Source organism: Cohnella candidum, assembly GCF_003713065.1.
In the GTDB taxonomy this organism is placed as follows: Bacteria; Bacillota; Bacilli; order Paenibacillales; family Paenibacillaceae; genus Cohnella; species Cohnella candidum.
In genome coordinates, this window is the sequence record NZ_CP033433.1 from 905,900 (window position 1) to 930,053 (window position 24,154).

General features: G+C 57.5%; 26 protein-coding genes and 5 tRNA genes. 23 read left to right on the forward strand and 8 right to left on the reverse strand.

Annotated elements, in window-relative coordinates; genetic code table 11:
- Positions 1 to 159 precede the first annotated feature (159 nt).
- Positions 160 to 393 carry a hypothetical protein gene (locus EAV92_RS04125; protein ID WP_123039890.1) on the forward strand — a complete coding sequence of 78 codons (234 nt, stop codon included), beginning with the start codon at positions 160 to 162 and terminating at the stop codon, positions 391 to 393.
- 152 nt (positions 394 to 545) lie between these two features.
- Positions 546 to 953: a hypothetical protein gene (locus EAV92_RS04130; protein WP_241158435.1), complete on the forward strand. Its 408-nt coding sequence runs from the start codon at positions 546 to 548 to the stop codon at positions 951 to 953.
- Between the two features lie 70 nt (positions 954 to 1,023).
- Here EAV92_RS04130 and nagZ read toward each other — a convergent pair whose 3' ends face one another.
- Entirely contained in the window at positions 1,024 to 2,370 is a 1,347-nt protein-coding gene (gene nagZ / locus EAV92_RS04135; RefSeq protein ID WP_123039891.1) for a beta-N-acetylhexosaminidase, read from the reverse strand.
- 92 nt (positions 2,371 to 2,462) lie between these two features.
- Complete coding sequence (locus EAV92_RS04140) at positions 2,463 to 4,115, reverse strand: glutamine--tRNA ligase/YqeY domain fusion protein (protein WP_123039892.1); 1,653 nt, start codon at positions 4,113 to 4,115, stop codon at positions 2,463 to 2,465.
- 199 nt (positions 4,116 to 4,314) lie between these two features.
- On the opposite strand from EAV92_RS04140, the gene EAV92_RS04145 reads away from it, so the two are divergent.
- From EAV92_RS04145 to EAV92_RS04210, 15 genes are all read left to right on the forward strand, one after another.
- Positions 4,315 to 5,088 (forward strand): ABC transporter ATP-binding protein, encoded by a 774-nt coding sequence (locus EAV92_RS04145; protein WP_123039893.1) that lies wholly within the window; start codon positions 4,315 to 4,317, stop codon positions 5,086 to 5,088.
- Positions 5,045 to 6,160 (forward strand): efflux RND transporter periplasmic adaptor subunit, encoded by a 1,116-nt coding sequence (locus EAV92_RS04150; protein WP_241158436.1) that lies wholly within the window; start codon positions 5,045 to 5,047, stop codon positions 6,158 to 6,160. The genes EAV92_RS04145 and EAV92_RS04150 overlap by 44 nt, the downstream gene beginning before the upstream one ends.
- Before the next feature lie 3 nt (positions 6,161 to 6,163).
- Positions 6,164 to 9,064: an ABC transporter permease gene (locus EAV92_RS04155; RefSeq protein WP_123039894.1), complete on the forward strand. Its 2,901-nt coding sequence runs from the start codon at positions 6,164 to 6,166 to the stop codon at positions 9,062 to 9,064.
- Positions 9,065 to 9,067: 3 nt separating this feature from the next.
- On the forward strand, positions 9,068 to 9,958 hold the full coding sequence (locus tag EAV92_RS04160) for an ABC transporter ATP-binding protein (RefSeq protein WP_123039895.1): 891 nt from the start codon (positions 9,068 to 9,070) through the stop codon (positions 9,956 to 9,958).
- Entirely contained in the window at positions 9,955 to 11,520 is a 1,566-nt protein-coding gene (locus EAV92_RS04165; RefSeq protein ID WP_123039896.1) for an ABC transporter substrate-binding protein, read from the forward strand. The genes EAV92_RS04160 and EAV92_RS04165 overlap by 4 nt, the downstream gene beginning before the upstream one ends.
- A gap of 138 nt (positions 11,521 to 11,658) precedes the next feature.
- A complete protein-coding gene (locus tag EAV92_RS24395) occupies positions 11,659 to 11,823 on the forward strand; it encodes a hypothetical protein (RefSeq protein WP_164472626.1) in 165 nt (54 codons plus the stop codon).
- 100 nt (positions 11,824 to 11,923) lie between these two features.
- The gene (locus tag EAV92_RS04170) at positions 11,924 to 12,118 is read left to right on the forward strand and encodes a YycC family protein (protein WP_123039897.1); all 195 of its coding nucleotides are present in this window, start codon (positions 11,924 to 11,926) and stop codon (positions 12,116 to 12,118) included.
- Between the two features lie 64 nt (positions 12,119 to 12,182).
- A tRNA-Met gene (locus EAV92_RS04175) sits at positions 12,183 to 12,259 on the forward strand.
- A gap of 23 nt (positions 12,260 to 12,282) precedes the next feature.
- Positions 12,283 to 12,359: transfer RNA gene (locus EAV92_RS04180), tRNA-Ile, on the forward strand.
- A 135-nt stretch (positions 12,360 to 12,494) separates the two neighbouring features.
- A tRNA-Leu gene (locus EAV92_RS04185) sits at positions 12,495 to 12,583 on the forward strand.
- Between the two features lie 274 nt (positions 12,584 to 12,857).
- The gene (locus tag EAV92_RS04190; RefSeq protein WP_123039898.1) at positions 12,858 to 13,505 is read left to right on the forward strand and encodes a hypothetical protein; all 648 of its coding nucleotides are present in this window, start codon (positions 12,858 to 12,860) and stop codon (positions 13,503 to 13,505) included.
- On the forward strand, positions 13,498 to 14,061 hold the full coding sequence (locus EAV92_RS04195) for an accessory gene regulator ArgB-like protein (protein ID WP_123039899.1): 564 nt from the start codon (positions 13,498 to 13,500) through the stop codon (positions 14,059 to 14,061). The genes EAV92_RS04190 and EAV92_RS04195 overlap by 8 nt, the downstream gene beginning before the upstream one ends.
- Before the next feature lie 81 nt (positions 14,062 to 14,142).
- Positions 14,143 to 14,523: a LytTR family DNA-binding domain-containing protein gene (locus tag EAV92_RS04200; RefSeq protein WP_123039900.1), complete on the forward strand. Its 381-nt coding sequence runs from the start codon at positions 14,143 to 14,145 to the stop codon at positions 14,521 to 14,523.
- Between the two features lie 89 nt (positions 14,524 to 14,612).
- On the forward strand, positions 14,613 to 15,257 hold the full coding sequence (locus tag EAV92_RS04205; protein ID WP_123039901.1) for a hypothetical protein: 645 nt from the start codon (positions 14,613 to 14,615) through the stop codon (positions 15,255 to 15,257).
- A 10-nt stretch (positions 15,258 to 15,267) separates the two neighbouring features.
- Positions 15,268 to 15,942, forward strand: a complete 675-nt coding sequence (locus EAV92_RS04210; RefSeq protein WP_123039902.1) for a uracil-DNA glycosylase — start codon at positions 15,268 to 15,270, stop codon at positions 15,940 to 15,942.
- A gap of 47 nt (positions 15,943 to 15,989) precedes the next feature.
- On the opposite strand, the gene EAV92_RS04215 is transcribed toward EAV92_RS04210, so the two are convergent.
- The 3 genes from EAV92_RS04215 to EAV92_RS04225 form a co-directional block, all read right to left on the reverse strand.
- Positions 15,990 to 17,069, reverse strand: a complete 1,080-nt coding sequence (locus EAV92_RS04215; protein ID WP_164472627.1) for an S-layer homology domain-containing protein — start codon at positions 17,067 to 17,069, stop codon at positions 15,990 to 15,992.
- A gap of 169 nt (positions 17,070 to 17,238) precedes the next feature.
- Positions 17,239 to 17,314, reverse strand: a tRNA-Val gene (locus tag EAV92_RS04220).
- Positions 17,315 to 17,375: 61 nt separating this feature from the next.
- Positions 17,376 to 17,451 (reverse strand) — tRNA-Val (locus EAV92_RS04225).
- 138 nt (positions 17,452 to 17,589) lie between these two features.
- Here EAV92_RS04225 and EAV92_RS24400 point away from each other — a divergent pair.
- Positions 17,590 to 17,745 carry a hypothetical protein gene (locus EAV92_RS24400; protein WP_164472628.1) on the forward strand — a complete coding sequence of 52 codons (156 nt, stop codon included), beginning with the start codon at positions 17,590 to 17,592 and terminating at the stop codon, positions 17,743 to 17,745.
- A gap of 159 nt (positions 17,746 to 17,904) precedes the next feature.
- Here the strand turns inward: EAV92_RS24400 and EAV92_RS04230 are convergent, their stop codons facing one another.
- Complete coding sequence (locus EAV92_RS04230; protein ID WP_241158437.1) at positions 17,905 to 18,702, reverse strand: MBL fold metallo-hydrolase; 798 nt, start codon at positions 18,700 to 18,702, stop codon at positions 17,905 to 17,907.
- A gap of 196 nt (positions 18,703 to 18,898) precedes the next feature.
- Here EAV92_RS04230 and EAV92_RS04235 point away from each other — a divergent pair, with 196 nt between their 5' ends.
- The 4 genes from EAV92_RS04235 (at position 18,899) to EAV92_RS04250 (ending at position 20,671) form a co-directional block, all read left to right on the forward strand.
- On the forward strand, positions 18,899 to 19,096 hold the full coding sequence (locus tag EAV92_RS04235) for a hypothetical protein (protein WP_123039904.1): 198 nt from the start codon (positions 18,899 to 18,901) through the stop codon (positions 19,094 to 19,096).
- A 112-nt stretch (positions 19,097 to 19,208) separates the two neighbouring features.
- Positions 19,209 to 19,781: a stalk domain-containing protein gene (locus EAV92_RS04240; RefSeq protein WP_123039905.1), complete on the forward strand. Its 573-nt coding sequence runs from the start codon at positions 19,209 to 19,211 to the stop codon at positions 19,779 to 19,781.
- A gap of 117 nt (positions 19,782 to 19,898) precedes the next feature.
- Positions 19,899 to 20,204: a DUF1292 domain-containing protein gene (locus EAV92_RS04245; RefSeq protein WP_123039906.1), complete on the forward strand. Its 306-nt coding sequence runs from the start codon at positions 19,899 to 19,901 to the stop codon at positions 20,202 to 20,204.
- Between the two features lie 173 nt (positions 20,205 to 20,377).
- Positions 20,378 to 20,671, forward strand: coding sequence for a DUF3055 domain-containing protein (locus EAV92_RS04250; RefSeq protein ID WP_338134393.1), 294 nt, complete (start codon positions 20,378 to 20,380; stop codon positions 20,669 to 20,671).
- A 1-nt stretch (position 20,672) separates the two neighbouring features.
- On the opposite strand, the gene EAV92_RS04255 is transcribed toward EAV92_RS04250, so the two are convergent.
- Both EAV92_RS04255 and EAV92_RS04260 read right to left on the reverse strand, forming a co-directional pair.
- Positions 20,673 to 21,092, reverse strand: coding sequence for a DUF1885 family protein (locus EAV92_RS04255; protein WP_123039907.1), 420 nt, complete (start codon positions 21,090 to 21,092; stop codon positions 20,673 to 20,675).
- Positions 21,093 to 21,212: 120 nt separating this feature from the next.
- Positions 21,213 to 22,682, reverse strand: coding sequence for an aminotransferase class I/II-fold pyridoxal phosphate-dependent enzyme (locus tag EAV92_RS04260; RefSeq protein WP_123039908.1), 1,470 nt, complete (start codon positions 22,680 to 22,682; stop codon positions 21,213 to 21,215).
- Positions 22,683 to 22,891: 209 nt separating this feature from the next.
- Here EAV92_RS04260 and EAV92_RS04265 point away from each other — a divergent pair, with 209 nt between their 5' ends.
- Positions 22,892 to 24,070, forward strand: a complete 1,179-nt coding sequence (locus EAV92_RS04265; protein WP_123039909.1) for an MFS transporter — start codon at positions 22,892 to 22,894, stop codon at positions 24,068 to 24,070.
- The last annotated feature ends 84 nt before the right edge of the window (positions 24,071 to 24,154 follow it).

The window sequence follows — 24,154 nt, forward strand, 5'->3', positions numbered from 1 at the left end:
CGTAAAATGGCATCTCTGCACCGGAACCTCAACGGGTTCCGGTGCTTTTTTCGTTTTCAGAAAGGAATCCGGGGGTAATGAATGACAGCGGACGAGCATATCATGATCCAAGTATGCCTATAGCAAATGAAAAAGAGAGATAGAGAGAGGGAGAAGCAAATGAACCATGTGTTCGAACAAATGATGACGGACGTCGGCGGCCTGCTCGAACGGGTCCAAACATACGACAGGAACCGGACCTACCGGGAAGAAATTGCGAAAATGGAGCGAACGTGCGAGAAGATCAAACGCAGAGGGAACGCCGGCGAGCCGGATCGAGCCGTGTTGGAGCAGCTTGCGGGCATGAAGGTCCGACTGCTTACGATGTTCGAAAACTTGCTGTTTATCGCATGATCGCTCGATGAGGATCGGACCTGTCCCCGGCGGACGGGTTTTTGAGTCTTAGGGATCATTTTTTGTCGTAATTTCGATTTTTGTGGTGAAAACTCCCAGACTTTCGTGCTAGAATTAAATCAATAGAACCAGCCGAAATGAGGGTTGCGCCCATGTCCATAGACCTATTGAACATCGCTCATTGTCCTTCCTGCGGCAAGGTGTATCAGAAAAACCTGCGCAACCTGTGCGCCGCCTGCCAAGCGGAAGAGGACCGACAGTTCGAGTCGGCGGAACGGGCTTTGCTTCGAAACCGCCAGTACGATAACGAATCGCTCTCCGACGCCGCCGGCGTCCCGCAGGAGAAGATCCGCTCCTGGATCCGCGCGGGGAAAATCCGGCTGCAACAGTATCCGAACTTAACGGACCAATGCGACCTGTGCCAAGCTCCGATCCGTGCGGGACACTTGTGCAACGCCTGCTCGATGCGGATCAAGACGGATCTCGCGAATACGCTGGAGCAGGAACGGTTGATGAAAGAACGTCTGCGTTCGGCGAACGCTTATATCAGCAAGAAGTAATTCGGCGCTCAACCCGAAAAGAGCCTGTTCTCCGATGGAGAACAGGCTCTTTCTATTCTGCGTGTTGGATCTATTTCTTTGCTTTCGTTGCGGCGTTCACATCGGCGAGCCATTGCCGGATGGCCGAATTGGGCAAGTCGCTTGTTTTCGGCACGGCCACGGCGCCGTCGGACAAAGCGTACTTCCGCTTAAGCTTCAGGATGCGCTCGACGCTCCGGTTGATGCGGTCTTCGGTGATACGGCCGTCCCGTACGGCTTTCAGCAGCGCTTCGTAAACGCCGTGTTCCGTGTCGTAACCATGAGCGACGAGCAGGATATCGCTGCCGGCTTCCACCGATTTCAGCGCGGCCTCCGCGATGCCGTAATGCTTGGCGATCGCTCCCATCGTCAGGTCGTCCGTAATGACAACGCCGTCGAATCCCAGCTTTCCGCGCAATTGCTGCCCGATGATCACTTTGGAGAGGGAAGCGGGAGCATCGGGGTCAATGCGAGGAAACAGGATATGCGCGACCATCACCGCATCCGCGCCGTCATGGATGGCTTTCTGGAACGGGATCCACTCCATCTTGGCCACCTCAGCGGCCGTTTTCCGAACGACTGGAAGGTCCAGATGCGAATCGACCGCCGTATCGCCGTGACCCGGAAAATGCTTCACGACCGGGATGACGCCGTCTCCGCGAATACCTTCCATTTCAGCCGTCCCCATCCGGGAAACCAGTGCGGCGGTATTTCCGAAAGAACGGTCGCCGATGACGGGGTTTTTCGGATTGCTGTTGACGTCGAGCACGGGGGCGAAGTCGACGTTAAAACCGAGCAGCTTGAGCTGCCGCGCGATTAGGGAACCCATCCTTTTCGCCAGCTTCGGATCGCCGGTACGGCCGACGACCGCGTTCGCCGGCATCGGTTCGAACGATGGCGGCAGGCGGCTGACCCGGCCTCCTTCCTGGTCCACGCTGAGGAAGAGCGGAGCGGGATTGCCGCGGTTCGCTTTTTTGAGCGCGTTCAGCAGTTTCACGGAGGAGCCGATGCCTCCGGAAAGGTTGTTTTTGAACAAGATGATCCCGCCGACATGATCCCGCGCGATCATCTTGGCCGCCACCGCGTCAAGCACCGTTCCTTCCACGCCGGCCAGTACCATCTGGCCGACTTTCTCCTCCAGCGACATAGAGGCCAGCTTTTCCGCGACCGGATCTTTCTCCGAAGGAGAAGGTGAAGGGGAAGCGGAAGGTGAGTACTGAGGCTGGGAAGGTGACGGCGAGCCGGGCGGTGAAGCCGGAACCGACGGGGGCTGAGTGGAGCCAGCCGTGTTGGAAGAGGTTTCCTGCACCGGCGGAGGCGACGCGGGCGTTTTCATCCCGCAGCTGCCGGCCAGCAGCGCCATTACCGTCAATATGCCGATCCATCCTGTCCGTTTCATCGTCCATCCTCCGTTCGGATTCATTCGCGGTTAAATAGACGCTCCCGCCGTCCGCAAGGTTGCGGGGCGGGAGCGGAAGCGCCTGGCGGCGGTCAGATTTCGAAAGAGCTCTTGAGCGAAACGATCCGGTTGAACACGATGCGGTCCGGCGCGGAATCTTTCGGGTCGACGTTGAAGTACCCGTGGCGGAAGAACTGGAATTTCTCGCCGCCGGCCGCTTCCTTCATGCCGGGTTCCACGAATCCGTGCGCGACGGTAAGCGAGTTCGGGTTTAGGTTTTCCAGGAAAGGCTTGTCTTCATCCTCGGAATCGTCCAGAATCAGCGGCTCGTAGAGCCGGTACTCGGCCGGGACGGCTTGGGAAGCGTCGACCCAGTGAATAGTTCCCTTGACCTTGCGTCCGGTGAAGCCGCTGCCGCTCTTCGTCTCGGGGTCGTAGGTGCAGCGGATTTCCACCACGTTGCCGCCGGCGTCTTTGACGACTTCCTCGCATTTGACGAAATACGCATGCTTCAGACGGACTTCGTTGCCGGGGAACAGACGGAAATACTTGGCCGGCGGATTCTCCATGAAGTCGTCCCGCTCGATGTAGATTTCGCGGGAGAACGGGATTTGGCGATGGCCCATTTCCGGATTTTCCGAGTTGTTTTCGGCTTCCAGCCACTCCGTCTGCCCTTCGGGATAGTTGGTGATGACGAGCTTGAGCGGATCGAGCACCGCCATCGTGCGGAGCGCCTTCAGCTTCAAGTCCTCGCGGATGAAGTGCTCCAGCATGCGCTCATCCACGACCCCGTAGCCTTTATTCACGCCGAGCTCGCGGCAGAACGCGCGGATCGCTTCCGGCGTGTAGCCTTTGCGGCGGAGGCCGGAAATCGTCGGCATGCGGGGATCGTCCCAGCCGTCGACGGCTTTCTCGTCTACGAGCTGTTTGAGCTTTCTCTTGCTCATGACCGTATTCGAGAGATTCAGCCTCGCGAATTCATATTGACGGGGCACGTAAGGCATCTCGCACTCCCGGACGACCCAGTCGTAGAAAGGACGTTGGTCCTCGAATTCCAGCGTGCAGATCGAATGGGTGACGCCTTCGATCGCATCCTCGATCGGATGGGCGAACGCGTACATCGGGTAGATGCACCACCGGTCCCCCGTGTTGTGGTGATGGGCGTGCAGGATTCGGTAAATCACCGGGTCGCGCAGGTTGATGTTCGGGGAAGCCATGTCGATTTTGGCCCGAAGCACTTTCTCCCCGTCTTTGAATTCTCCCGCTTTCATGCGGTTGAAGAGATCGAGATTTTCCTCAACGGAGCGGTTGCGGAACGGGCTTTCTCGACCCGGCTCCGTCAGCGTGCCGCGCGTTTCGCGGATTTGGTCCGCCGTCTGGTCGTCGACGAACGCCAAACCCTTCCGGATGAGCAGAAGGGCGCGCTCGTACATTTCCCCGAAATAGTCGGACGCGAAGAATAGGCCGTCCCACTCGAAGCCGAGCCATTTGACGTCCTGTTTGATCGATTCGACGTACTCCGTGTCTTCCTTGACGGGGTTCGTGTCGTCGAACCGCAGGTTCGTGCGTCCTTTGAATTCGTCGGCCAGCTCGAAATTGATGCAGATCGATTTGGCATGCCCGATATGCAGATAGCCGTTCGGCTCCGGAGGGAAGCGGGTGACGACTTCCTTCACCCGGCCGGCGGCGAGATCTTCGACTACGACGTTTTTAATGAAATTGGATGAGGACGACTTCGTTTCCATATCGTTCAACCTGCCTCGCGTTTCATATTTATCTCCTAATCATACACAAAAAACGCGCTTCTTATAAAGAGGAATTCACGGGCGGGCCGAATTTTGTCAGACGGACGGTTAAAAAAATGATAAAGCTTTAATAAAACCCGTAACTTTTCCTCCGGATGCCTCGTTATAATGTTGAATGCCAAGAAAGGGAGGAAAAGCCATGCTTGCTTGGCTCAGGCGCCGGCCGGCGCCCGAAGCGGACCGGGCCGAGGGGACGCAAACGAACCCCGCTCCGGAAAGCGTGGCGGCAACGGAAGAACCGCTGCTGTCGGTACGCGGCGTGGAGCGGTCCTTCGACGTCGGGGGAGCGAAGCTGCGGGTGTTGAAAGGGATCAACCTGGATCTGTATCCGAAGCAGCTCATCATGCTCCGGGGACGTTCGGGTTCCGGCAAAACGACGCTGATGAACCTCATGGGGGGACTCGATACCCCGACCGAGGGAACGATCCATTTTCGCGGACGCCCGTTTCACGAGTGGAATGACGACCGGCGGACGGAGGTCCGCAGGCGCGATATCGGATTCATTTTCCAAGCTTATGCCTTATTGCCGCTGTTGTCCGCTTACGAGAATGTCGAGCTGTCGCTCAGGATGGCAGGCGTGCCCCGGTCGGAATGGAAAGCCAGGGTCACGTCCTGCATGGAGCTCGTCGGCCTCGGCAAACGGATGCACCATCGTCCGTTCGAGCTGTCCGGCGGCGAGCAGCAGAGGGTCGCGATCGCCAAGGCGATCGCGCACCGGCCCAGCCTGCTGCTGGCGGATGAGCCGACGGCCGAATTGGACAGCCAGATGGCGGCGCAGATCATGAACGTGTTCCGGGAAATCGTCGCCCGGGAGAACGTGACGATCTGCATGACCACACACGATCCAACGATTATGGAGGTAGCGGACCATGTTTATGAAATGGTGGACGGCGTATTCGCCCGAAACGGCTGAAACGGCCGGGAAAGGTTCGGCGGGACGCCGGACGGCCGGGGTGCTCGCCGCGGCGGTGCTGTCCGTTGCCGTAGCCGGCTGCGGACTTCTTCCCAGCGAGCCGCAGGAGGAGGATTTGTCGGCGATCCAGCTTCCCCAAATCTCGAAGAAGCCGGAATACGAAGTGACGACCAAAACGCTGGAGACGAAAGTGTCGGGTTCCGGCAGGGTACTGTCGACGAAAGAAAAAACGCTCTATTTTACGTTGGACGGCAAACGTCTGAAGAAGCTGTACATACAGACCGGCGACAAAGTGAAGGCGGGTCAGCCGATCGCCGAGCTGGACGTCGAGGACATGCGCAAATCGCTGCGGACGCAGCAGCTCGCGATCAAGAAGCAGGAGCTTGAGATCAAGGACCTGCTCCGCAAGAAAGACGAAATGGATCCGGTCGATTTCGAGCAGCAAATGCTCGGCTTCGAAGAGCAGCGGCAGCAGCTTTCCGATCTGGAAGCGGACATCGCCAAAGCGACGCTGACCGCCGATTTCGACGGAACGGTCGTATCCGTCTCCGTACAGGAAGGCGCTTCTATAAAAGCGTACGATCCGATTTGCGTCATCGCGGACCCGAGCAAACTGACCGTCGCGGCGACGCTGTCGAAGGACGATCTCCAGAAGGTCGCGCTCGGCATGGAAGCCCAGGTCGACATCGGCAACGTCGGACAGCTGCAAGGCAAAATCAAACAGCTTCCCGTCGCCGACCAGAACTCGAACGGCAACGGAAACGGCAACGGCAACGGAGGCGGCACGCCGCCGCTCCGGCTGGACCAGTACCTGCTGGTCGACGTGCCGAAGCTGCCGAACACGGTGGAACGCGGCACGCCGCTGTCCGTCTCCATCATCCTCGACCGCCGGAAGGATGCGGTCGTCATCCCGCTCGCCGCGCTCCGGACGATCGGCGGACGCACTTACGTGCAAGTCGCCGAAGCCGACGGATCGAAGAGGGAAGTCGACGTGGAGGTGGGGCAGCAGACGTCGACGGACGCCGAAATCCTCCAAGGGCTGACGCCGGGACAGAAAGTGGTTGGTCGATAATCCATGAACGCGCTGATCCGGTTTCTTTTCCGCAAAATGTGGAACACCCGCTGGCTGACGCTCAGCACGCTGGCGGGGCTGCTCGTGGCGGTCGCCTTCACGACCAGCATTCCGATCTACGCTGACGGCGCCTTGAAACGGGTCGTCGCGCAATCGCTCAAGGACAACAGCGAAGGGCTGCCGGCGGGCGCCCTGCTCATCACGTACCAGTCGACCGGCGGCAAGACGGATTGGCCCTCGTTCGATAACGTCGACAAGTACATCCGGACCGATGTGCCCGAAGATATCGGATTCCCTGCGGAAGCCTCCCAGCGCAGCGCGACGCTGCGGAGCACGGAAGTCGTGCCGGAGGATCCGACCAAAGTGGACGCCAGCCGAACGCGCAAAATGACGCTGGCCGCTTTCTCCGGCCTGCAGGCGCAGGTAGAGCAAGTCGGCGGCGCTTGGTATCCGGACCATCCGGACGCCGACGGCACGGTGAAGGCGGTCATGATGGAGGAAGCGCTGTTCCGCAACGACCTCCACGTCGGGGACGTGCTGCTCTATCCGATGTACGGCGGTTCGAACGAGACGGTGCGCGTACAGATCGTCGGGTCGTTCAAGCCGACGAATGCGGCAAGCCCTTATTGGTATCAGGGTCTCGACTCCCTGATGAACAACCTGTTCATCGCGGAGCCCGCGCTGCTGCAGGATCTGGCGCAGAAGCGGGGCATCCCGCTGCAGACGGTCAAGTGGTACACGGCATACGATTTGCGCGAGATCAAAACGAGCCGGCTTTCGCCGCTGGCCGGCACGCTCAGCCGCATCGACATCGAGGTTTACAAGCGGTCGAACGACACGCGGCTCGAGATTTCGTTCGCCGATATGCTCGGTGAATTCCGCAGAAGCAGCATCCAGCTGCAGACGCTCTTGTTTACGCTCGCCGCGCCGATGATCGCCATGGTGTTCTACTTCATCACGATGAACTCCAGGCAGGCGCTGGAGAAGCAGCGATCCGACATCGCCGTCCTTCGCAGCCGCGGCGCGAGCACCCGGCAAATCTTCCTGCTGTTCCTGCTTGAAGGGGTCATTCTCGGGGCCGCGGCTCTCGTGACCGGTCCGTTCCTCGGCTGGTTCATGGCCAAGAGCATCGGTTCGGCGAACGGCTTCCTGGAGTTCGTCAACCGTAAAGCCATTCCCGTCGGCTTCTCGACGGACGGCGCCCTGGCGGGACTCGCGGCGGTCGTCGTCGCCATTCTCGCCGCGGTGATTCCGGCGCTCGTCTTCACCCGCACGTCGATCGTCGACTATAAACACAAAGTCGCCCGGACGGCGCAGACGCCGTTCTGGCAGAAATGGTTCCTCGACGTGGGGCTTGTCGGAGTGGCCGCTTACGGATGGTACTTGTTCAACGAGCGGCAGATGGTCTCTTTCAAGACCGGCATGACGACGGACCAGTTGAACGTTCAGCCTTTCCTGTTTTTCGTGCCGGCGTTGAGCATCTTCGCAGGGGGACTCGTGTTTCTCCGGTTGTTCCCGCTGCTGCTCAAACTGATCAACTTGATCTGGAAAAGGCTGCTTCCGGTGCCGCTGTACCTGACGATCACGCAGCTGTCCCGATCGGCCAAATCCTATTACCCGCTCATGATTTTGCTGATCCTGACGCTCGGCCTGGGCGTCTACAACTCTTCGGCGGCCCGGACGATCGGCCTCAACTCGGAAGAGCGGATCATGTACAAATACGGCTCCGACGTCGTCGTCAAAACCGTATGGGAAGGGCAAGCCGAAGTGCAGCAACCGCCCCAAGGGCAACAGGGCGGCGGTAATAACGGCGGCGGAAGCGGCGGGAATGGAGGCGGCAATGGAGGCGGCAACGGCGGCGGAAACGGAGGAGGCGGCCAGCCCAGCCGGCCGGCGCCTTCGCGGATCAATTACAGCGAGCCGCCCTTCGAGATTTTCCGCACGCTGCCCGGCGTCCAGCACGCCGCGCGGGTGCTCCAAGCGACGTCGAGCCTGACGGTGTCGGGCAAAACGGCGGGCCAAGGCATCGTGATGGGGATCGACAACGTCGACTTCGCGCGGGTCGCCTGGTTCCGCAAAGACATGTACCCGACGAGCCCTTACCGCTACTTGGCATGGATGGGCCAAGTGCCCGAAGGAGCGCTCATCTCCTCGAACGTCGCCAAGAAATTCGATTTGAAGCAAGGTGACACCGTCCAAGCGGTGCTGCAGGACCAGGTGATCGAATTCGTGATCATCGGCATCGTCCCTTACTGGCCGAGCGAGTTCCCGGATCAGGCGCCGTTCCTCGTCGCCAATCTCGATTATATCTACGATCAGGCTCCGCTCATCCCGTACGACGTCTGGCTCAAAATGGAACCTGACGCCAAGGTGGCGCCGATCATCCCGGTGCTTCAGGGCAAGGGGGTCGAGCTGGCCCAAGTAGACGACATGCGCAGCGAACTGGTCACGCAGAGCAAGCATCCTGCCCGCGGCGGCGTGTTCGGCATTTTGAGCCTCGGCTTCCTCGTAACCGTCATCGTGTCGCTGTCCGGCTACGTCCTTTACTGGTTTTTCAACCTGTCGTCCCGGATCGTGCAGATCGGCATCCTTCGCGCCATGGGACTTTCCCGGAAGCAGTTAACGGGGATGCTGCTCCTCGAGCAGATTTTCACCGCGGGGCTGTCGATCGCGCTCGGCGTCGGAATCGGCAAGGTGACGAGCCTGCTGTTCCTGCCGTTCTTGCAGACGACCGACAATTCGGCGCAGCAGGTCCCGCCGTTCCACGTCGTGTTCTCGTCGGTCGATACGATGCGGTTGTCCGTCGTCGTGGCCGCGATGCTGCTGATCGGAGCCGGCCTGCTGATCACCCATATCCGCCGCTTGCGCGTCCACCAGGCCGTGAAGCTGGGAGAGGAGCGATAATCCGTGATCCAATGCGAAGGACTCGTCAAAATCTACAAAGCCGAAGATCTCGAGGTGGTCGCGCTCCAAGGCCTCAACCTGACGGTGAAGCAAGGGGAAATGATGGCCATCATCGGCAACAGCGGAAGCGGGAAATCGACGCTGCTGAACATCCTCGGCGGCCTGGACCGTCCGTCGGCGGGGCAAGTGACCGTCGGCCCGTGGAATTTGCTGAAGGCGAGCGACGACGACCTCGTGAAATACAAGAGAGAGACGGTCGGCTTCATCTGGCAGAATAACGCGCGCAACCTGCTGCCGTTCTTATCCGCGCTGGAAAACGTCGAAATGCCGATGATGTTCTCCGGCAAGCTCGACCGCGCTTACGCGAAGCAGCTGCTGGAGTGGGTCGGGCTGAAGGACCGCATGCACAACAAGCTGCAGCAGCTTTCCGGAGGCGAACAGCAGCGGGTCGCGATCGCGATTTCGCTGGCCAACAAGCCCCAGTTGCTGCTTGCCGACGAACCGACGGGTTCGGTCGATACCCGGACATCGGACATCATCATGGACATTTTCCGGCGGTTTAACCGCGAGCTCGGCGTTACGATCGTCATCGTCACCCATGACCTGTCGCTCGCCGGCAAAGTCGACCGCGTCGTCGCCATCCGCGACGGCCTCACCAGCACCGAGTTCATCAAACGAAATCCGAACCTGGACCTGTCCGCCCCGACGATCGGCGGGCAGCCGCTGGGCGAAGTGCACGAAGCGTTCGTCGTCGTCGACCGCGTCGGCCGCCTGCAGGTGCCCAAAGAGTATTTGCAGGCGTTAGCGATCGGAGACAAGGCGAGCATGGAAATCGACGGCGATAAAATCGTCATCCGCGCACCGAAACAAATGGAGGGGGAAGAAACCGCATGAAAAAGAAAGCAAGCCGCGTCCGCCGCTGGACGCTGATCGGCCTGGCGCTGAGCTTATTCATTCCCGTGCTCGCCGCCTGCAGCCAGTCCAAGGACCTGAACGACCCGGCTAACCGCCGCACGCTCCGCATCGGCACGATGTACGGCAGCAAGCAAGACGAATCTTATTTCCGCCAGCAATTCACGGACTTGTTCGAATTTTCCCATCCCGGCATCGATATCGAAATCGTTCCGGCCGTCGATTGGTCCCAGCAGCAGTTCGACAACATGGACGAAAACGGAAACTACAAGCAGCCCGACACGCTCGGCAAAGTCAAGGAAATCATGACCGGGTCCCAACCGGTCGACGTCATGATTTTCGATTATTCGCTGCTTAGCTCGCTGGTTAACGAGAATCTTTTGAAACAGCTCGATCCGATGCTTAAGGAAGACAAAATCGACGTGAACGCGTTCGTGCCGACCGTCATCGACGGGATCCGGGAACAGGGCAACAACAACATTTACGCGTTGACCCCGACCTTCATGCCCTTCGCTCTCTACTATAATAAGAAGCTGTTCCAGCAAGCGGGAGTTACCCCTCCGCGCGACGGCATGAGCTGGGACGACGTGTTTACGCTGGCGAAGCAGATGACCAAAGGCACCGGCAAAGACGCCGTGTTCGGATTCTCCTTCAGCCAATGGGGAGGCTCCGGCGAAAACTACTACGACATCCAGAACTTCGCCGCTCCGCTGCAGCTGAAATTGTACGACGACAAAGCGGAGAAAATGACGGTGAACACGCCGCAATGGCAGAACCTTTGGCAGACCGTTTATGACCTGTACAAAGCGCACGTCGTGCCGCACCAGGAAGACATGAACGTCGACATGCCGACGGACGGCAAACCCCAGCAGTATAACCCGTATCAAGGACGCCTGTTCATGAACGGACGGGTGGCCATGACGATCGGCGAATACGGCATGATCAACGACATCCAGCAAATGAACGACAACGCCGACAAGCTCAAAATCCAAAAGCTGGATTGGGACGTCGTATCCGTTCCGTTCCATTCTTCCGTCCCGGGCGTCGGCGCGCCTACGAACCTCAGCTCGCTCGCCGGCATTAACGTGAAGGCCCAAAACCAGGATGACGCTTGGGAATTCGTGAAATTCATGAACGGCGAGGAATGGGCGAAGCTCAAATCCCGCAGCACCTACGAAATGCCGGCACGCACGGACTTCATCAAAGTCCGGGAAGGCATGAACTACAACGTAAAGGCGTTCACGGAAATGAAGCCCGCGCAAATGCCGGGCAGTTCGCCCGCGGAACAGCGTCTGCTCCAGGAAAAACCGAACCTGAACATGATGCAGCAACTGGTCAACCAGGCGTATATGTCCGTGTTCCAAGGACAGCGTTCGGTTAAAGAGGCGCTGGAGTATCTGGACACGAAAGGCAACGATCTGCTGCAAAAAATCAAAACGAATCCGAACGGTCCGATCGACGGCATCTTCGACGACGTGTACGGAGGCGGCGGAGTCGTGAAACCTTTGGATTCCGCCAGCGCCGAAGCGGTGCCCGCGAAGTGATCCGAATAGCCGCGCCGCGCAGGGAGCATCTTTCCCGGCGGCGCGGCTTTTATGATTTCATGGCCTGCATCCGTTTCAAAATCTTCCTCCAGGCGTATTCTACAGGTATGAACGCCAAGTTCCGGAGGATGGATAACGATGAATTGGGTCTATTGGCTGCGGCTTTACGAGAGCAAGTTTCAGGCAGGCTGCCTGGTGAGGCGGATGGAACACGACGGGTGGATGTTCGGCATCGACATGCCGAGGGAAATCGAAGTGTTCCGCTCGCGCAAAGGGCGGTATGGCGTGCGCTATATTCCGTGACCACGGGCGCGGGAACGGAGGCGTTTACGCCTCCTTGGCGGAGCAGGCGGCGATATGGTAAGCTGGTATCGGCGCCCGGCGCCTGAGGGAGGCGAGAAAGTTGAAACGAATGCCGATATCCGCGGATACCGCAGTAAAGCTGGCGGCGTTCATGAATGTTCCTCTGGAGCATCTCATGCATATGCCTCAGCACATCATGCTTCAGAAATTGGCCGAAATGGCGATGGCGGACGCGGCTCAATCACAGAAGAAAGACGAAACTGTTTCCGGGGAGAAACCGCCCGAAAATCCTTGACGCGGGGCTTGTCTTTGCTGTATACTAAATTTTGTCGCTGTTAAAGGACATTGCAGGTCAATGACGCGGGGTGGAGCAGTCCGGTAGCTCGTCGGGCTCATAACCCGAAGGCCGCAGGTTCAAATCCTGCCCCCGCAACCAACCTTTTCTCGGGACCGAGACGAGGGCCCTTAGCTCAGTTGGTTAGAGCTGTCGGCTCATAACCGATTGGTCGGGGGTTCGAGTCCCTCAGGGCCCACCACCAAGAAACACAAACGCGAACTCATAGGTTTGCAGGACGAAAACCGCAGAAGGCGGTTTTTTTGTTGAAAGGCGGGCGTTCGGTTGGCAGTTGCCAAAGTTCGGCTCCGCGTGCTATATTAGTTTTTGTTCCCTTGCCGGGGTGGCGGAATTGGCAGACGCACAGGACTTAAAATCCTGCGGTGGGTGACCACCGTACGGGTTCGACCCCCGTCCTCGGCACCACGACGAAATGAACGGTCCCCTTTGCCGGTTCTGACGAAGATCAGACACGGCGAAGGGGGCTTTTTTGTCATTTATGCTTAACGAGTTACCGGATTATTGGTAAAATTGTCGTGGGGCCATACATATAGGGGGAATTTGGTTGAATTTGAAGAAATGGGCCGCAGGGTGGCTCCTATTACTTATTCGAGATACGATCGACCGGATGCTGCAAAACTACGATTTCTTCGAAGGCTTGGAAGGATAAGATGGAAGGGCGGGAGAACGGTTGGAGCATATGGATTTTCTTTTCATCAGCATCGTGGAATACGTAGGCATTTTGTGCGGCCTGCTTTCCTTATTCCGCTTTCAATTGAGATACTACATCCCGCAGATCATTTTCGCCTCCGTAGCGTGCTCGTTCCTCTCGCACGCTTTGTCTCTGAAATACCAAGTAAGCTATGCGCCGATCGTTCAATTGGTCGTGCTGATCCTCTTCCTGTGGCTTCTGTTCCAAATCGCCTTTTTCTATTCCGCCCTGATGGCACTGTCTTATACGGTCGCTTACGTCACGATCCAGGGGGGCGTCATCTGGGTCATCAACGGATTTTTCCCGGAAGGCAAGGACTTCTCCATTACCGGCACGACCACCTATGAAGTTCAAATCACGTTCGCGGTTATCAATTTCCTGCTGGCGTGGTATTTGCAGAAGCGCTATATCGGCTACACCTTCGTACCGACCTCCATGCGCAGCCATTTGAAGTGGAATCGGATCAATCGGTATTTGGCGTTGATGGTGGTCGCCACTTTCGTGACGCTGGCCGCCACCTACATGCTCTATACGTATACGCATTTCCAATGGTTCATTTTGGCGATCGTGCCGTTGATCCTGTCCACCTTCGCGATTTTCCATCTGCTGAAAAGGAGGGAGCGGCTCCATGATTGAGAGGTGGGCCGCTTCGTTGGCGGTGGCGATCCGAAACAACGGGGGGGACGAGAGAGTCTCCGTCGACGTGCTGAGATTTTCCGCCATCTTGATTTTAGGCACTTTGTTCATCCTGTTCGGCACCGGCATCGTTGGGCTGATCTTCTCGAGAACGGCGGACGCTTACCTGGTGTTGGCCGTCATCGGAGCGCTCCGCTATTTCTCGGGGGGCTGGCATATGAAAACGGGGATGCAGTGCGTCTTCTTCACTGTCGGGGTCGTGACCGCGATCCTGCTCATGCCGCAACTCTCTCAAACGTTCCTTTGGGCGATCAATATTTTATCAATTTTCCTAAATTTTTGCTTTTCCCCTACAGGAAACGGACAAAAAATCCGATCTAAGAAACAGTGGCACATTTTCAAATGGATTTCAGTGGCAATTGTCGTCTTCACCGCCCAGCTTCAGGATTCAATTGTCTCATTATCCATCTTGTGCCAATCTTTAACTTTAGTTACAATGAAAAGAGGTGAGAAAGATGCGGAAATCTGTCAGAATTCTCTCTCAAGTGATGTCTAGCCTTGCAGTCGTGTTCGCGGTTGCCAAGTTTTGGTGGAGCAACCCGGAGACCCCTGAAGAACTGAAGTAGGATGATCGAGAATGGGAGCCTTCCAGATTCCTGTCATTTGGAAAAGAACCCGCCATGACCGCGGCGAAAGATTCATTCTTTCCGTAGACGACATCTACTTTCTCAGGGTTCTCGGGAAAGACGTCCATTTCTACAGCGCATCCGGTCTCTATCAATTGCAGTCCGCTTTGGAAGAATGGCGGATCCTCCTGGAGGACCGCAACTTCGTCGAGCTGGACCGCGGCGCGCTCGTAAACCTGGACAAGATCGCCTTCATTTACGCGGACATGCGGCAGATTCGTTTCCGGGACAGCGATGACGAGGTCTTCTGTTCGATATCTTCTACCCAGCTTCAGCGAGTCAGGAAACTTTACCCACACATCGAGATCAAAAACAAAGGCATATTCCATTAAAGAAAGGGCGCCAGCGATGGCGCTCTTTTCATCATTTTCCGATTGACTTCCATCCGGCTTGGGTTACAGTTGATGGGAGGCGATGCACGATGGAACTGGCGGAATCGTTAGCCGTCCGGGAGCAATACGAACGTTTGGTCAAGCAAGTGGAAGAGCGGACGCGAGAAGTATTCCGGGATTTGACCGGTCTTTATCGGCGCATGCTGTTGGATACGGGAAGTGCCGTACCGGAACAGATCGAGGTGCCCGAGCAAGACTCGGAAACGAGATTCGATTTCAAAATCCGCGGAGCGGCATTCGTCCTCGTCTTGAACGAGGAACCGGCACTCGCGAAAGAGCTCCGTGAAATCGCCGATTCGCCGGACGTGTTGTCCATGCCGCTGAAACACGTCGTGGAACGGGCGGAAGTCAAGCAGCATTTTGCAGGGTGCATTACGCTTGTCATGAGATTCGAGCATCAATACGGCACGCTGATGCGGATGTTCGTCAATGCGGACAAAGAAATCGCGTTCGAATACACGATCGGCTGGAAACAGCCGTTCCTGTTCCGAAGCTATGACGACTTCGCGGGCAAGGAGGAGGCATTCTTCACCGAGCCGTTGACGCAAAGCCTGCTCGGCGTGCCGCCTTTATGGAAAACCCTCGAAGAGGTGGAGATCGTGGACGATATTCGCGATCTGCTGGCGAACGACATCCGGATCGGTTTCATTCAGGAGCCGGAGACGACATTTTGAGAAAACGAGGCTGACGGACGTGTTCGAAAACGATTGGGAAGAGGTGCTGCGAGGGGAATTCGAAAAGCCTTATTTCGCGGACCTGCAAAGGAAGCTGGGGGAGGAATACGCGAACGGAGCGGTATTCCCTGCGCGAGAAGATATTTACCGGGCTCTGCGGGATACCTCTTACGCGGGGACGAAGGTGGTCATTCTCGGACAGGACCCCTACCACGGGGCGGGACAAGCCCACGGCCTCAGCTTTTCGGTCAAGCGGGGCGTCAAGCTTCCGCCTTCCTTGAAGAACATCTATCGGGAGCTTCATGACGATCTGGGCTGCGCGATCCCCGCTCACGGGAATTTGGAGTTTTGGTCTGAGCAAGGCGTACTGCTGCTCAACTCGGTACTGACGGTTCGCGAGAGCGAGCCGAATTCCCATCGCAAGCTGGGGTGGGAGAAATTCACGGATTCCGTGATCGAATCGTTGGGCCGGCGGGAAAAGCCGCTCGTCTTCGTTTTGTGGGGCCGTCACGCGCAGGAGAAGAGGGCGATGATCGACGAGCGACGGCACTTGGTCATCGCGACCGCACATCCCAGCCCGTTGTCGGCGCGGAACGGTTTTTTCGGCAGCAAGCCTTTCTCCCGAAGCAACGAGTTTCTTCGCTCGACGGGCCAGACGGAAATCGATTGGTGCATTCCGGAGTAAAAAAAAAGCGGTGCCGACGGATTCGTCGGCACCGCTTTGTCATAAAGTTAGTAACCGCTCGGTACGCCGGCGCTGCCGCCGGAGCTGCCCGAGGAGCCGTCCGGGTTGCGGATCGGATGTTTCGTATTTACGGGAGACGTAACGTTATCTACGGGGACGGTTTGAGTGCCATTGCCGGTTTCCTGTTTCCGGGACTCCGCCGGCACTTGATCGCCCAGCTTCGGCGTATACATCGAGGAGACGTAAGTCACCGCCTTCACGGTGTTGACCATCTGGCCGTACATGGCGGACGGATCCGGCAGGATCGGACGGTAGCTGACGACCGCTTCGCTGCCGTGGAAAGCGATGCCCGCGATTTCGAGCCCGTATCCCAAATGGGGCACGGTAGCGGATACGGTGACTTTCAGCAGATCGTCGCTCACCTTTTCCGAGGTCAGCTTGACGTCCGAAAGGACGGAGGTTTCCGGGTTGGCCGGCTCAATCGGCGGCGTGTTTTTGACGAATTCAAGGGCACGGTAGAGCATGCCGGCCGCTTCGCTGCGCGTGACCGCTTGCTCCGGCCTAAAGTTGCCTTTCGCGTCGAGTGTCGCGATTTTACCGATCAGCAGCTTTTGGATGGCGTCCATGTAACCGGCGTTGATTTGGTTTTCGTCGCGGATCGTGACGTACATTTTCACCCAAGCGTATTCGCCTTTTTTGGCCAATGCGTTGTACAGCCAGTAAGCGAATTGCTCGCGGGTCGCCTTGGCGTTCGGGTCGATGTCTTGCGGAATGTCCAGTCCGTTGTAGAAGGCGATGATGAACGAAGGAGCATACCAGGCGTCGTCTTTGACTTTCGTGAACGAGTCGCTGGCTTTCGGTTCTTTAATGAACCGAAGTCCGTCGATGTTCAGATCCATCGCTTTCACGATCAGCGCGACCGCGTTGCCCACGGTGAGCGTGCCTTGAGGAGAAAATTTGTCCTTGCCGGTGCCGCTCAGAATGCCTTGCTTCTGCAAGTTTTCGATGGCTGCTTTTTCCTTGTCCTTCTGGGTGTCGCTGAAGGCGTAAGCCGATCCGGCGAGGGAGAAGACGAGGGAAGCGATGACGAGCAGCATGAGGACGGTTCTGCGTTTGATCCCATTCATGTAATTGACCTCCTTGGGTATTGGGTGCGGCGATTTACCGCTGTCGGTGTCATGGACGCACATGGATTGGAAAAGGTTGCATCGTGATCTTCGAAATTTTTCACCTCGCGAAAGGGGCGTGAAAACAACAAAAAAAGAAGCCGTAACGGCTTCCTTGGTTGTGTAAGTATGGTGATCTCAGCAGGGTTCGAACCTGCGACCCCCACCCTGTCAAGATGGTGCTCTCCCAGCTGAGCTATGAGATCGTAGTCATTCACACAAGTTATAATTATATCGGATCGTAACCCGATTGTAAAGAACAAAATATGGTGATCTCAGCAGGGTTCGAACCTGCGACCCCCACCCTGTCAAGATGGTGCTCTCCCAGCTGAGCTATGAGATCATGTCCGCGTCAGAGACATTTGTTATCATACCAACTGTCTTCCTCGAAGTCAACCGTAAATCGGGATTTTTATGTGATGATTTGCGGCGGTCCGGCGTATCCATGAAACAACGGAATCAGTCGGGAGGAACGGCGATAATGGATGATGCGGCTTACCTGGTCGTCAGCCTGGCGGGATTGTTCGCGCTGATCGGCGTCGTGATTGCCGGCGTCGCCAGATTGGTGCAGCGGGATACGACCGAATATGACCGGCGGTTTCTCTGGCAAGATTATGAGAAGGAAAAGGAAGAATGAACGAACGAAGCTCCGGCTCATCGCCGGAGCTTCGCGTATGAAAGCGGAACTTTATTCCTCGTCCCACTTTTTGGAATAGGCTTTCTTGGTGACCCAAAGGCACAGCCAAGTGATCAGGACCAACAGGATGAAAGAGATGATGTAAGTCGTCAGCAAGGTTTAGGCATCCTTTCGAACGGATTCCTTCCCATCATAACGGTTTTCGGCCGCCGATACTACCGTTCCGTGTTCGATGGCATAAATTTTATGCTGTTCGACGAATCTCATCCGGCCCGTCCGTCCGACGAAATCGGGTTGGTCGTCCCCGTAATGCATGAGGTAGATGATCCGCTGGAGCTCTTCCGGCAGCGTAAGCAGCCGGGCGAGGTCCGCGTGGACGACGCCCGGAGGGTGAAGCTGGCAGTCGTGGAAAATGGCCGTAACGCCGCGCTCCTTGACCATCCGCTCCAGCAACTCACCGTCGAACGTCATGTCCGCCGTGTAGAAGAATCGGTCGTTGAACAGGATCGAGTAACTCGGCTTGTTCGGGATGTGCGACGTCCGAAGCAATTCGGCTTCGATGCCCGGCAGCAGTTCCGTTTTGACTCCCTCCGTCAAAGGGCGCACCTCGAAATAATCCTCCAGCGTATGGCAGCCGTCCTGCTCAAGCCCTCCCCTCAGGGAGTTTTCCCAAAGAGGGACGAGCAGCGTATCCGCGGCGTATAGAACCGGCTTCCGCCGGTAAATGAATTTCATCTGGAATGCGAATTCTTCCAGTCCGCCCACATGGTCGGCGTGGATATGCGAGATCAAAATCGCGTCGATCTCGTCGAAGCCTTTGCCGAGCTCGTACAGAGCCCGCGGGGCGGTGATGCCGCAATCGAGCATCAAGGTGCGGCCGCCGGCTTCCAGCAAGGCGTTATTATTGTAGAAAGTTTTGGCGAACGCACTGCCGGTTCCCAACATCTGCAGTTTCAAGCCGCGACCTCCAATCTCGCTGCGCCTCTATCGTTTTCGACAGCCTCTAAACAATGTACCATAATTTACCTCGGCGCAAAAGTCATTATAAGCGTGACTTCTGAACGAAATCTGAACGGTGCCGTCTGGAACTTTCGGATTAGGGCCGCATATGCTGTCACGGTGGGAATCGTGATGATCCGGGGAGTGACAGCCGATGTCGAAAGCCGTGAAAAAGAAAAAGGCCGTGCCGGAAGGCCGGGTGCAGCCGCAAATGAAAATCGTGATGTCCGATGTATGCGCCGTTTGCCGTACGCCATGCACGAGAGGGTTGGCCTATTTGGAACGCATGCGCCAGCCGGGGGCCGTGGGAACGGGCGTGCCTTGCGTGTTGACGCTTCCGGGCAAGAAATGAAGAATGTCCGGATTTTTCTATGAAACGCCCATCCGGTCCCGCAACTTTCCTCGCTCTCTGCGGTATAACCATTATGCAGACATGAAGCGAGAGACGACGGAGGTTGCAGGTTATGAAAGTTCGGAAAATATTGATGTTGACGATGGTGCTTACCCTCTTATTCGCCACGGCTGCCTTCGCGGAGTCGATTTCCCAAAATGTCCGGGTACTGGTGAACAAGAAGGAGATCGACGGCGGGATCCTGGTCGACAATAAGGCGTACTTGGCAGTCGGAACGCTGGCCAAGTCTTTGCAAGCCTTCGTGACCTGGGACAATGACGAGAAGAAAGTCACCATCAGCAAACCGAACGTGCACATGTTCACGATGAACGATAACCAAGCCTTCCAAAGCGTGCCCAAAGACCGATACAAATTCCACGTCCACGCCCAGATCGACAGCATGAAGACGGACATCTCGAGCCTGAAATTCACGATCACGGATCCTTACGGGGACGAGACCCTGATCGAGGCGCGTTATGCGGGAGACGACAATTTCCCGTCCGACAAGGAGGACTTCCTCCTCAATACCAAGGACATCTCCTACAATTTCAAATACGCCGGACGTTACGTGGTCCGCTGTTGGATGAAGGCCGTCGGAGATTCGTCCATGCAAGTCGTGTCGGAGAAAAGCATCATCATCAAATAAGGCAAACCAGCCAGCGCCTCGCCGCACCGCGGAGAGGCGCTTTCGTTTGACCCGGGGTAGGGGACATGGTACGATACGTGGGAAACCCAATATTAACCGATTGAACGGAGGTTCGCCATGAGCGATCATGTCCACGACGAGAACTGCAACCACGAGCACGACGAAGAAGCGGTGTTTGTCGTTACCGACGAAGACGGCATTGAACACGAAATGGTGCTCGTCTACACGTTCGAAACCGGCGACCGCGCCTATGCCGTTCTGCTCGACCGCAACGATCCGGAAGACGAGGGCGTCATTTTCCGCATTGAGGAAGACGGCGAGGATGAAGTGCTCGTCAACATCGAGGACGACGAAGAATGGGAACGCGTCATGAAAGTATATGAAGAGCTGGCATCCAAGGAAGCCGAGCAATCGGACGTCTAGTCCGCTGCTTGCCGGCGCTGCATGAAAAAAGAAGGCCGAAGCCTCCCCGGTCGGGGGAGAGCGGCCTTCTTTTTTTTGCGTTCCGAAAAATGGGCGAACCGCCGCTTGTGAGGGACAAATCCGCGATGGTAAAATAAGTGAAATATTCAGACAATTCATCGGGGAGGGAACGGATGATGATGGAGAACCTCTACGACGTCACGGAATCGTCGAACGTCAACTTCGTGGGCTGCGCTTCCGAGGAAAGCCGGTTCGATTTCGCGATCGTGTACACGAATCTGTTTTTCGGCAAGCCGCTGGTCGTATGCATGCAGACGGGAAGGTCGGCGCCGATGTGCGCGGACGATCTGAAGGATGCGGACGTTCTTCGCACCCGATTCCTCGTCGAGCATCCCCAGGCAGCGGAGGAGCTGCGGACGCTGCTGGGGCAGCGGCTTCCGACGATCGGTTCTCACGAACAGTATTGAATTACTTGCGGGGATTGAAGTAGAAAGTCCGACCGTTGAACATTTTCACTTCGGCTTGCAGGCGTTTGCCGATCCACTTGCACAGTTCGTTCGCTTTGGCTTTGTCGCCGTGGGTGGAGCCGTCCGGAAGGACGACCTGGATATACGGCACGACGGTCTCGCCGTCTTCGCGCGAACCGGTTCCGATCACGATATGGCGGTACAACGGGTTGTTCCCCTTCAAATAAAACCATTGTCCTTCCGCTTCCGGCTTCTGCTCGATCGCGTACGGAAACGCGGCGTCGGCGTAATCCCACCCCAATTGGCGGCCGGTGAGCTCGGTTTGCTCGCGGTATTGCCGAAGCTGGTCCTTGACGCCGTCCAGCGTGATGTCTTGGACCTGGGACCCTTGCACGAGAGATATGTAAGCGCTTTGACTCATCGGTTGGCCACCTCCACGCCCATGATAGCACGTTCCCTATTCGCTGGCAATGACTGCCTGAAACGGAAGAAGGTCCGCTTCCCGGCCAAGGGAGCGGACCTTCTTTGATCGTGTGCCGGCTCAGGAAATCGCCGTTTCTTCGACGATGACCTTCACGTTCGTAATGGTCCTGTCTTCGGGACCTTTGACCGGAAGGCCGACCTCGATGTGGTCGACGATGTAGTCGATGTTCTCCTGGGAGATGACTTCGCCGGGAAGCAAAATCGGGATGCCAGGCGGATAGACGTAAATGAATTCCGCGATGATCCGTCCTGCCGATTCGCGGAACGGAACGAGCTCCGTTTCCCCGTAAAACGCATCCCTCGGCGTGAGCGACAGATGCGGAATTTCCGGCACTTCGACGGCGATCTCCTTGATCTCCGATGCGTCCTGGTGCTCGGAGGCCAGCTGCTTCAACGCCTCCACGAGAAGCTCCAAGGCTTCGCCGTCGTCGCCCGGCGTGACCAGGCAAAGGATGTTGTACATGTCGCTCAGTTCGACTTCGATCCGGTAACGGTCGCGGAGCCAGTTCTCGGCGTCGTAGCCGGTGATGCCAAGGTGGCGCACATGGATCGTGAGCTTCGTCGGATCGTAATCGAACGTCGCCTCTTCGCCGAGAATATCCTCGCCGAAGCAATAGAGCCCGGGAATTTCGTTGATCGCTTCCCGCGTTTTCTTCGCGAGACGGACGGCCCTCTCGGCCAGCTCCTTGCCGCGGAGAGCGAGCTGGCGCCTTGCGGCGTCCAGGGAAGCCAGCAGCGGGTAGGAGGTCGACGTCGTGGTCAGCAGGCTCATGATCGTTTGGACACGCTGGATGTTGACCAATCCGGCCCTCACGTTCAAGACGGAGCTTTGGGTCATCGAGCCGCCCAGCTTGTGCACGCTGGTGGCCGCCATGTCGGCGCCCGCCTGCATGGCGGAAAGCGGCAGCTCGTCGGAGAAGTGGATCAAGGCGCCGTGCGCTTCGTCCACGAGCACGGGAATATCGTATTCGTGGACGAGGTCCACGATTTCCTTCAAGTTCGCGCAGATCCCGAAGTACGTCGGATTGATGACCAGAACGGCGGCCGCATCCGGATGGCGCTCCAATGCCCGGCGGACGGATTTGGTCGTGACCCCGTGGTCGATCCCCAGGTTATGGTCGCGGACCGGGGACAGGAAGACCGGACGGGCCCCGGCGAAAATGATCGCGGACAGGATGGATTTATGGACGTTGCGGGGCACGATAATTTTGTCTCCGGTGCCGCACACGGACAGGATCATGGTCATGATGGCCGAGCTGGTGCCCTGGATCGAGAAGAAGGTCGCGTCCGCGCCGAAGGCGTCCGCCGCCAGCTTCTGGGCTTCCAGGATGACGCCCACCGGCTGGTGAAGGTCGTCGAGCGGCGCGATGTTGATCAGGTCGATGGAGAGCACGTTGTCTCCGATGAAATCCCGGAACTCCGGATCCATGCCGGCTCCGCCCTTATGGCCGGGGATGTGGAATTGCACCGGTTTTTGCTCCGCGTGGCGGCGAAGCGCGTCGAATAAAGGGGTGCGGGAATGGTCCAAAGCGGCTCCCTGCCTTTCCGTTCAATATATCGTGGGGACTGACCTTGTCGAATAAGCATGAGTATAGCAAATTCAGGGGGGAAATCAACCGCCGCGCCGGCGTTCACATAAACGTCATCCATTCCCGTTTGGAACAATCCGCGCGACTGTGCTACCATTTGAAGTGTTGAGGTTCACCGTTCCATTCCCGCATGAGGAGAGAAACCGTCTTGAAAAGCAAATTGATCATCGTCGGCTTGATGTTGTTCACGGTATTTATCGGCTTCGGCATCATTATTCCCGTATTGCCCCAGCTTGTGTCGGACGTCAGTCCCGAATCGGCGAACTGGCATACGGGCCTCATGCTGACGTTATATTCGCTGATGTCGTTCCTGCTCGCTCCCGTGTGGGGAGGGTTGTCGGAGAGGATCGGCCGGCGTCCGGTCATCATGATCGGCGTGCTCGGCTTCAGCGTGAGCTTCCTGCTGTTCGGCTTGTCCGGCGACAGCCTGGCGCTCATGTACGTGTCGCGCGTCCTGGGCGGGTTGTTCTCCGGCGCGGTCACCGCTTGCATCGTCGCCTATGTGGCGGACGTGACGACGAACGAGCAGCGCACCAAAGGGATGGCCGTCGTCGGCATGAGCATCGGCATGGGGTTCACCTTCGGACCGCTGTTCGGGGGGCTGCTCAGCAAAGTATCCCACCATACCCCGTTTTTCGCCGCGGCGATTCTGTCTCTGTTCACTTTCCTGGCCGCTTTAATCAAACTGGAGGAATCGCTCACACCGGAAAAACGCGAAGCGGCCCGCAAGCGGGTTCGGGTATCGCGCTGGACCGCGTTCCAGGGAGCGCTCAAGTTTCTGTATACGTTAGCGTTTTTCGTGACGTTCTCGCTCGCGATTCTGGAAGGGACCTTGCAGCTGTACGGCATGGAACGCTTTAACGTCACCCCGCTAAAGGTCGGGTACATGTTCTTCTTCTGCGGGTTGATCGGCGCGCTCGTGCAGGGCGGCATCGTCCGTCGGCACGTGAAAAAGGGGCAGGAGGGGCGGTTTATCGCCATCGGGCTGGTGTTCTCCGCGGCGGGCTTCTTCCTTCTTCTGACGGCGAACAGCTGGATCATGGCCACCATTTACCTGTGCGTCTTCGGGATCGGAAACGCGCTGCTCCGTCCTTGCGTGACCTCCTTGATTACCCAGAAGACGAAGGTGGACCAGGGAACGGCGTCCGGCTTGAGCTCCTCCATGGACAGTCTCGGCCGCATCGTCGGTCCGATTCTCGGTTCCGCCTTGCTCAGCGTCACTTCTTGGCTGCCTTTCGTCGTGTCCGGCTTGCTGTCCCTCGCGGCGCTCGGGCTGCTGGCCCGGTTCCGCGCGGCGGACGGCGTGACTTCGGCTGAGTCGGCCTGACCAACCTGACATTCCGCAAGATGCCAACGCCGTTCCGACAGGAACGGCGTTTTTTGTTTACCCGTTCTTTAGCTTTCCTTCATA